The organism is Streptomyces sp. 2-1, from assembly GCF_048564895.1.
Taxonomy (GTDB): Bacteria; Actinomycetota; Actinomycetes; order Streptomycetales; family Streptomycetaceae; genus Streptomyces; species Streptomyces phaeochromogenes.
This window is the reverse complement of sequence record NZ_CP183383.1, coordinates 9,618,115-9,626,764: the sequence shown is the minus strand read 5'-3', so window position 1 is coordinate 9,626,764 and position 8,650 is coordinate 9,618,115. Positions and strand designations below refer to the sequence as shown.

Annotated in this window: 7 protein-coding genes; 1 reads left to right on the top strand and 6 read right to left on the bottom strand. The window is 69.1% G+C overall.

Annotation, left to right across the window (positions count from 1 at the left end):
• Nucleotides 1-24: 24 nt before the first annotated feature.
• The 6 genes from ACN20J_RS42200 to ACN20J_RS42175 all read right to left on the bottom strand — a co-directional run bounded on the left by ACN20J_RS42200 (nt 25) and on the right by ACN20J_RS42175 (nt 7,413).
• Nucleotides 25-1,812 (bottom strand): ABC transporter ATP-binding protein, encoded by a 1,788-nt coding sequence (locus ACN20J_RS42200; RefSeq protein ID WP_189839454.1) that lies wholly within the window; start codon nt 1,810-1,812, stop codon nt 25-27.
• 49 nt (nt 1,813-1,861) lie between these two features.
• Nucleotides 1,862-2,914 (bottom strand): ABC transporter substrate-binding protein, encoded by a 1,053-nt coding sequence (locus ACN20J_RS42195; RefSeq protein WP_189839455.1) that lies wholly within the window; start codon nt 2,912-2,914, stop codon nt 1,862-1,864.
• A gap of 110 nt (nt 2,915-3,024) precedes the next feature.
• Nucleotides 3,025-3,864, bottom strand: a complete 840-nt coding sequence (locus ACN20J_RS42190; protein ID WP_055612536.1) for an ABC transporter ATP-binding protein — start codon at nt 3,862-3,864, stop codon at nt 3,025-3,027.
• A 45-nt stretch (nt 3,865-3,909) separates the two neighbouring features.
• A complete protein-coding gene (locus ACN20J_RS42185) occupies nt 3,910-4,971 on the bottom strand; it encodes a FecCD family ABC transporter permease (protein WP_189839456.1) in 1,062 nt (353 codons plus the stop codon).
• Nucleotides 4,968-6,026 carry a FecCD family ABC transporter permease gene (locus ACN20J_RS42180; RefSeq protein ID WP_189839457.1) on the bottom strand — a complete coding sequence of 353 codons (1,059 nt, stop codon included), beginning with the start codon at nt 6,024-6,026 and terminating at the stop codon, nt 4,968-4,970. The genes ACN20J_RS42185 and ACN20J_RS42180 overlap by 4 nt, the downstream gene beginning before the upstream one ends.
• 52 nt (nt 6,027-6,078) lie before the next feature.
• Entirely contained in the window at nt 6,079-7,413 is a 1,335-nt protein-coding gene (locus ACN20J_RS42175; RefSeq protein WP_361891022.1) for a lysine N(6)-hydroxylase/L-ornithine N(5)-oxygenase family protein, read from the bottom strand.
• 255 nt (nt 7,414-7,668) lie between these two features.
• On the opposite strand from ACN20J_RS42175, the gene ACN20J_RS42170 reads away from it, so the two are divergent.
• Nucleotides 7,669-8,616 (top strand): methionyl-tRNA formyltransferase, encoded by a 948-nt coding sequence (locus ACN20J_RS42170; RefSeq protein ID WP_362296048.1) that lies wholly within the window; start codon nt 7,669-7,671, stop codon nt 8,614-8,616.
• Nucleotides 8,617-8,650: the final 34 nt, after the last annotated feature.

The following is an 8,650-nucleotide window of genomic DNA, read 5'->3' as shown; positions in this document are numbered from 1 at the left end:
TAGCCTAACCTAAATTAGGTTTACCTAACTGCCTTCGCGCCAGGCCCGCCACAGTCGTGCGTAGCGGCCGCCCAGAGCCACCAACTCCTCGTGAGTTCCCTGCTCAACGACGCGTCCCGCGTCCAGCACGGCGATGCGGTCCGCCGCCATCGCCTGGGTCAGCCGGTGCGCCACGAACAGCGTGGTCCGGCCCGCACACGCGGCCAGCACGGCCCGCTCCAGCTCGGCGGCGCCCTCACTGCCCGCCTCCGCGGTCGACTCGTCGAGCACGACCACCGGTGCCCGGCCCAACACGAGGCGGGCCAGGGCGATCTGGGCCACCTTGGTGACGTCCAGTCGCTCGCCGCCCTCGCCGACCAGGGTGTTCAGCCCCTCGGGCAGCGCGTCGACCCATCCACCGGCGCCGACCGTGCGCAACGCGTCCATCAGCTCGGCGTCGGTCGCCTCCGGCGCGGCCAGCCGCAGGTCGTCGGCGAGCGGACCGGAGAACACATGTGTCTCCTGCGTCAGGATGCTCACCAGGGCCCGCGCCCCGGCCTCGTCCAGACCGGCGAGGTCGGTCGACCCGACACGCACCGATCCGGCCTGCGGTGTCCCTATGCCGGCGATCAGCGCGGCCAGGGTCGACTTGCCCGCGCCCGTCGCCCCCACCAGCGCGAGCGAACCGCCGGCCGGGATCGTCAGGGCGACATCCCTCAGGACCGGTTCCTCGGTGTCGGGATAGCTGAACGTCAGCCCCTCCACCGTCACTTGGTACGACACGGCATCCGCGGGCGCGACGGCCTCGTCGCCCACCAGCCGGTCCTCCGCGTCCTCCCCCAGCACCCCGACCAGCCGGGTCAGACTCGCGCCCGACTTCTGGGCCTCGTCGAAGGTGAACATGATGGCGCCCAGCGGGGTGAACAGCCGGTGGAACATCAGCGGCGCCGCCGACACCTCGCCCAGGCTGGCGGCATCGGCCTCCAACAGGGCGTACCCCACCACGAGGATCAGGACCAGGCCGATGAACTCGGCCCGGTTCTCCCGGCCGACGAACCGGCCGAAGAACCGGAACACCTCGATGCCGAGCTCACGCACCCGCCACGACTCGCTGGTGACCTTCTCGCGGACGGCACCCTCGAGGCGGTACGCCCTGACCGTGTCGATCCCGTTCAGGCCACTGATCAACGCCTGGGCGCGGTCGGCCTGGGCCACCCGCTGTTTCCGGTAGAGCGGGGCGGACCGCGGGAGATACCAGCGCAGGGCCAGCGCGTACGCGGGCAGTGCGCCGGCGCCCGCCAGGCCGAGCCGCCAGTCCAGGCCGAACATGCCGACCGTGGCGATGGCGACCAGTACTCCCGCCGAGAACACCGTGGGGATGGCCGTCCGGATGCCCTTGGAGATCACGGCGACGTCGTCCCCGACCCGGGACAGTACGTCTCCCCGGCCGACCTGCTCGATCCGTTCGCTCGGCATCCCGAGCACCGCCCGGACGGCCCCTTCGCGCAGCCGCGCGAGCAGATCCGCGCCCAGCCGCCCGATCAGATACGTCGAGACCGCGGTGGCCACCGCGCCGAACACCGCGGCGGCCACCATCAACACCCCGATCCTGACCAGGATCGAGCGGGACTCGCCCCCGACCACCCCGTCGACCACCCGGCCGAGCAGGAGCACCGGGAGTACCTGGAGCGCCGCCCCCACCACCGTGGTGAGCACGGTGGAGAGGGTCAGCCACGGCACCTCGCGGCAGTGTGCCGCTACCCAGCGGGTGGCCTCACCCCCGGTCGCCGTACGCAGAGTTGCCGGGGCGACGCGTGTGTCGGTAGTGCTCACACCACAACCAGATCGGGTCGGGGACGGGATCCGTTGACCGTCGACATCCTTAGCCGGCCGCCGACTTGACGAGCTCCTCGACCGCGTACGGCATGGACAGCAGGGTGCCCTGGGAGATGGCCGCGCCGATCGCCGGGCCCTCACTGTCCAGCAGGTACGTGACCTTGCCGTTCTTCACCGCGTCCAGGTTGGTGAACAGCTTGAACTTCTTGAGGGCGGCCGTGTCCGCCTTGTCGTTGATGACGAAGATGCGGTCGACGTCGACCAGGTCGATGCGCTCGGGCGACAGCGCGACGGAGAAGCTGCCGTCCGCGACCTTGTCGATCTCGGTCTGGTACTTGTAGCCGATGCCCGTCAGCAGCTGGCCGCGCACGTCGGTGGAGGTGAAGGGGTTGACCGCGTCCTTGTACCAGGACAGCGCGACGGCCTTCTGGTCCGCGAACTCCGGGTGTTCCTTCTTGGCGGTGTCGAGCTGGGCCTGGATGCCCTCGACCATCTTCTCGCCCTCGTCGGCCTTGCCGAGCGCCTTGGCGATCTGGAGCGCGTTGTCCTGCCACGGAGCGCTGAACGGCTCCTTCTCGGCCTTGGTACGGCCCACCGTCGGGGCGATCTGGGAGAGCTTGTCGTAGGCGGCCTTGTCGACCTCGGAGTAGACCGCGATGATCAGGTCCGGCCGCAGGGCCGCGATCTTCTCGTAGTTGGGGCCGGCGTCACCGTTCTTCATGATGACCTCGGGCTTGGCGTCGCCCCACTTGTCCTTCACCCAGGGCCACTGGGTGTTGATGTCGGGGCTCTGGCCCGCCGGGTTCGGGTACTGGTCGACCATGCCGACCGGCTTGATGCCGAACGCGAGGACGCTCTGGTCGTCCGTGTATCCGACGGTGACCACGCGCTTGGGGGCCTCGGCGACCTTCGTGGATCCGAACGCGTGCTCCACGGTGACCGGGAACGCACCGGACTTGGCAGCCGGGGCGCTGTCGTTCGACTCGTCCTTGGAGTCGGAACCACATCCCGCGAGAAGACCGACGCCGAGCGTCGCCGCGGAAACCGTCGCCGCCAATCGCCGCCAGGGCTTCATACGCGTCGTTCGAAGGAGGAACATCCCAGATCCCTTGCTTTAGCGCCATCCGCTGCACCCTGTCTTAGGGCAGGCAAACCTTATCCTGGCGAAGTGAGGTTAGCCTAGCCTAACTTCGTCATCTTTATGCGCATCTAGTCGAGTTGGACGTGAGCGCGGCCTATCGGCACGATGAGCGGCCTGTCGCCGACCGGGTCGTCGATCACCTTGGCGCGCAGTCCGAACGCCTCGTGGAGCAGTTCGGCGGTGATCACGTCACGCGGATGCCCCTGCGCCAGGATCGCCCCCTCCCTCATCACGACGAGGTTGTCGCTGTAGCGGGTGGCGAGGTTGAGGTCGTGCAGCACCATGACCACGGTGCAGCCCGACTCGTGCAGGTCGTCCACCAGGTCGAGCACGTCGATAGCGTGCGCCAGGTCGAGGTACGTGGTCGGCTCGTCGAGCAGCAGCAGGTCGGTGCCCTGGGCCAGGGTCATCGAGATCCAGACGCGCTGCCGCTGTCCGCCGGACAGCGAGTCGACGGGACGGTCGGCGAGGTCGGACACCCCGGTCATGGCCAGTGCGCGCTCCACGACGGCGACGTCGTCCGACGACCACTGCCGCAGCCAACTCTGGTGCGGATGGCGGCCCCTGGCGACCAGGTCGGACACCGTCAGCCCCTCCGGCGCCACCGGCGCCTGGGGCAGCAGGCCGAGCTTCTTGGCCACGTCCCTGGTCCTGAGCTTGACGATGTCGTCGCCGTCGAGCACGACTGTCCCGCTGGTCGGCTTGAGCAGCCGCGACAGGGTCCTCAACAGGGTCGACTTCCCACAGCCGTTGGGGCCGATGACCGTGGTGATGACCCCTGGCGGTATCGCCACGTCGAGCTCGTCGATGACGATCCGGCCGCCGTACCCGACCGTGACGCCCTTCGCTGCCAGCCGCGAGGTGTCACCGACCCCGGCCTCGACCTCGGCGATGTGCTGCGCGGCCACGAATCCCCCTCTGCCTACTTAGGTTTGCCTAACTCTTTGTACCAGTTATCTGAGATTCGCCCGCACCAGGAGATAGACGAGGAAGGGGCCGCCGATCGCCGCGGTGACCACACCGACCGGGAGACTGATCGGCAGTGCCGTACGTGCCACCAGGTCCGCGCCGATCAGGAGCAGCGCCCCGACCAGCCCCGAGGCCACCATCGGCGGCGTCGGACATCTCGCCAGCCGCATCGCCACCTGCGGCGCCACCAGCGCGACGAAGGGCACCGGGCCCGCCGCGCTCACCGCCGCGGCGGCCAGCAGTACCGCGCACAGCAGCAGGACGGCCCGGACCATCGAGTACCGGACGCCGAGGCCCGCGGCGATCTCGTCGCCGAAGTGCATCGGCTTGAACTGGAACGCGACACTCGCCACGACGACCAGGAGGACGAGCGTGCACCAGAGCGCTATCCGGACCTCGCCCCACGACCGGTTGTCCAGCGAACCGACCAGCCACGCCTGGGCCTTGGCCACGTCCCGGATGTCGGCGGTGACCAGCAGCCAGGTCGTGATCGCCTCCATCACCGCGCTCACCGAGATGCCGATGAGGATGAGCCGGAAGCCGTCGACCCCGCGCCGCCACGCCAGGAAGTACACCAGCAGACCCGTGCCGAGCCCGCCCAGGAGCGCCGCCGCGGACAGGCCCACGGAGCTGACGATCGCCGTCGCGGTCCCGCCCGACACCGTCACCAGGAACACCGAGACCGCGCTGGCGCCCCCGGTGACCCCCAGAATGTCCGGGCTGGCCAGCGGATTGCGCGCGATGGACTGGGTGATCGCACCGGACACCCCGAGCGCGATCCCCACGACGAGCCCGGCCAGGGCACGCGGCATCCGCAGGTCCATGATGACGAACTCGTCGACCCGTTCGCCCCGGCCGAGGATCGTGGCGATCACCCGGTTCAGGCCGATGGGGAAGTCCCCCACGCCGATGGAGACGCAGAACACCAGGAAGGTCGCCGCCGCCAGCAGCAGCGTGACGAACACGACCAACGGCCGCCACACGAACGACACCTGGCCGAGCCGCACGCCGGGCGCCACCGTCGGTTTCACATCGGTCCCGTTCATGCGTTCTTGAACTTTCCGCGCCACACCAGGACCGCGAAGAACGGGGCGCCCAGGAGGGCGACGAGGACACCCGCGTCCAACTCGCCCGGCCGCACCACCAGTCGCCCCACGATGTCGCAGACCAGCAGGACGATGGCGCCGAGCAGTCCCGCGTACGGCACCAGCCAGCGGTAGTCCGGACCGGTCAGGTACCGGGCCACATGGGCCACCATGAGCCCGAGAAAGGCGATGGGGCCGCATGCCGCCGTCGCCGCGCCCGCGAGCAGGGTGATGGCCAGGATGCCGACGGTCCGGCTCAGCGCGATGTTCACTCCGAGGCCCCGCGCCACGTCGTCGCCCAGGTTGAGCAGGTTGAGGGACGGCAGCATGGCCAGGGCCAGCACCAGCCCGACGGCGATGAACGCGGTCACCGGCCAGATGACGTCGAATCCGACGCCGGCCACGGAGCCGGCGTTCCAGAACCGCAGCGCGTTCAGCGACGCAAGGTCGGTGAGCGCGACCGCGGTGGTCATCGCCGCGAGGAACACCGTGATCCCCTGCCCGGCCAGTGCGAGCGTCAACGGATTGCCGGCGCCCCGGCCGATGCTCGCGAGGCCGAACACGACGACGCCGGCGACCGCCGCTCCCAGGAACGCGAACCAGACGTACTGGAACGGGTTGGAGAGCCCGAACACGGCGATCACCGACACCACGGCGAACGAGGCACCGGCGTTCACGCCCAACAGGCCCGTGTCCGCGATCGGGTTGCGCGTGTACCCCTGGATCAGCGCTCCGCCGACCCCCAGCGCGATGCCCGCCACGATCGCGAGCACCGTCCGGGGCACCCGCACGGTCCGCACGATGAGCCTGATCTCGGTGAGCCGCTGGTCGGAGTCCGGCGCCGCGAACAGCCCGTGCCACACCTCGGCGGGGCTCAACGAGCGCGCACCGACAGCCAACGACACCACCCCCGCGGCCACGAGGACCAACACCAGCATGCCCAAACCCAGCACCCGCCGCCGACGGGCGTCTGTGCCCCTGGGCGCGGGGCGCTCAACCGCAGTCGTGATGCCCATGCCGAAGTACGTTATCCCTATTGATCCACCGGAGAAACATGGCCTTGGCCGTTCACGCGGCGACCGTCCGGGCCTCGTCCGAGGGGGCCTTCACTCCCCGGGCGAGGAGCGAGTCCAGGATCTCCCCGACCCTGGTCGCGGTGTTGGACAGCAGGGACGACGTGATGCCGTGCGTGTGCTCCGTACCGCCCTGGAGGTAGATGCCGCAGCGCAGTTCGGGGTCCGTCACGATGCGGTAGTCGCGCTCGACGCGGACGCGGCCCTCGTCGTCGCGCAGGCAGTGGTCCGCGACCTCGCCGAGGAGTCCGAGGGGGTCGGCGGGGCTGTAGCCGGTGGCGAAGACTACGACGTCCGCGTCCAGGACGGTCTCCTCGCCGGTGACGAGGGAGGTCACGGTGGCACGGGCCGTGCCCGCGGTCTCCTCGACGTCGGTCAGCCGGGACACGTTGAGGAAGCGCAGCCGCTCGGTGCCGAGGACCTTCTCCTGGTACGTCTGCCGGTACAGGTCCTCGATCAGGTCGATGTCCACCACTGAGTAGTTGGTGTTGCCGTGGTAGTCCATCAGGCGCCGCTTGACGTTCTCGGGCGCGGCGAAGTACTCGTCGACCGCCGCGGGATCGAAGATCCGGTTGGCGAAGCTGCTGTCGTCGGCGGGGCTGTAGCCGTAGCGGGAGAAGACCGCGCAGACCTCGGCCTCGGGGAAGCGGCGGTGCAGGTAGGCGACGTTCTCCGCGGCGCTCTGACCGGCGCCCACGACGATGAACCGGGAGGGCGAGGTGCCCTCCAACCGGTCGACCTTCGCCAGCAGTTCGGAGTTGTGCCAGACCCGGTCGCCCGTCTCGACGCCCTCCGGCATGAGGGGACGCATTCCGGTGCCGAGGACCAGGTTGCGGGCCCGGTGGACCGCGAGACCCTCCGCCGACCGGACCGTCACCTCCAGGTGCTCCACGACTCCGTCACGGACGACGGGCGCGACGCCGACGACCTCGTGGCCGTAGGAGACCGCGTCCTCGACCTGGGCCGCGGCCCATTCCAGGTAGTCGTGGAACTCGACCCGCAGCGGGAAGAGGTTCTTGTGGTTGATGAAGTCGATCAGCCGGCCCTTGCTCTTCAGGTAGCAGAGGAAGCTGAACTCACTGGCCGGGTTCCGGAGCGTCACCAGGTCCTTGAGGAAGGACACCTGCATGGTCGCGTCGTCGATCAGCATGCCCCGGTGCCAGCCGAAGCACGGCTGCTGCTCGAAGAAGTGAGCGGTGATCGCCTCCTGCTCGCCGGCTCGGGCGTTGTGCTCGCCGAGTGCGATCGCCATGGCCACATTGGACGGTCCGAAACCGATGCCAATGAGGTCGTGGACCAGTGGTGCGTCATCAGGAAGAACCTGTGACATGTCACTCCCATCGTGCGGGGCAGTCGCCTGTCAGGCGGGGGAAGGTACGAAGTGCGAAAGGTGGGCATGCCAACGGGCCGAGCCCACCGGGAATTTAGGTTAGCCTAAGCTAATCTCATAAGACTGTCGACCGGACGAACCGGGCAATCAGGCACCGGCAGTCGCCAACTGGGGCACTACGCACCCCCGTTGCATACTAAGGTAAGCCTTGCTTTACTGACCCCGGTCCATCCCCTGCCTTCGAGGAGGAACCCCATGCGGGTCGTCATGTTCGGTTACCAGACCTGGGGGCACCGCACCCTGCAAGCCCTCCTGGACTCCGAACACGACGTGGTGCTGGTCGTGACCCACCCCAAGAGCGAGCACGCGTACGAGAAAATCTGGAGCGACTCCGTCGCCGACCTCGCCGAGGAGCACGGCGTCCCGGTGCTGATCCGCAACCGCCCTGACGACGACGAGCTGTTCGAGCGCCTCAAGGAGGCCGACCCGGACATCCTCGTGGCCAACAACTGGCGGACCTGGATCCCCCCGCGCATCTTCGACCTGCCGCGCCACGGCACGCTGAACGTCCACGACTCGCTGCTGCCGAAGTACGCCGGCTTCTCCCCGCTGATCTGGGCTCTGATCAACGGAGAGTCCGAAGTGGGCGTCACCGCGCACATGATGAACGACGAACTCGACGCGGGTGACATCGTCCGGCAGGAGGCCGTTCCGGTCGGGCCGACGGACACCGCCACCGACCTCTTCCACAAGACCGTCGACCTCATCGCCCCGGTCACCGTCGGCGCGCTCGACCTCATCGCCGCCGGGCAGACGGAGTTCACCAAGCAGGACCGGTCCCAGGCGAGCTTCTTCCACAAGCGGGCCGCCGAGGACATCCGCATCGACTGGGCCTGGCCGGCCGAGGACCTGGAGCGCCTGGTCCGCGCCCAGTCCGAGCCGTACCCCAGCGCCTTCACCTTCCACAAGGGCAAGCGACTCGAGGTCCTCGCCGCCGTGGTGTCCCAGGGCCGCTACGGCGGTACGCCCGGCCGCATCTTCTACCGCGAGGGCGAGGGCGTCGTGATCGTCGCCGGAGCCGACGCCCGCACGGGCCGCAACCACGGCCTGGCCATCACCCGCGTACGGACCGAGGACGGCCGCGAGCTGCCCGCGACGCAGTACTTCACCTCCATGGGCGGCTACCTCACCACCCGCCCCTGATACCCCGGCCCCAGCACGGTCCCGAGGGCCGGCC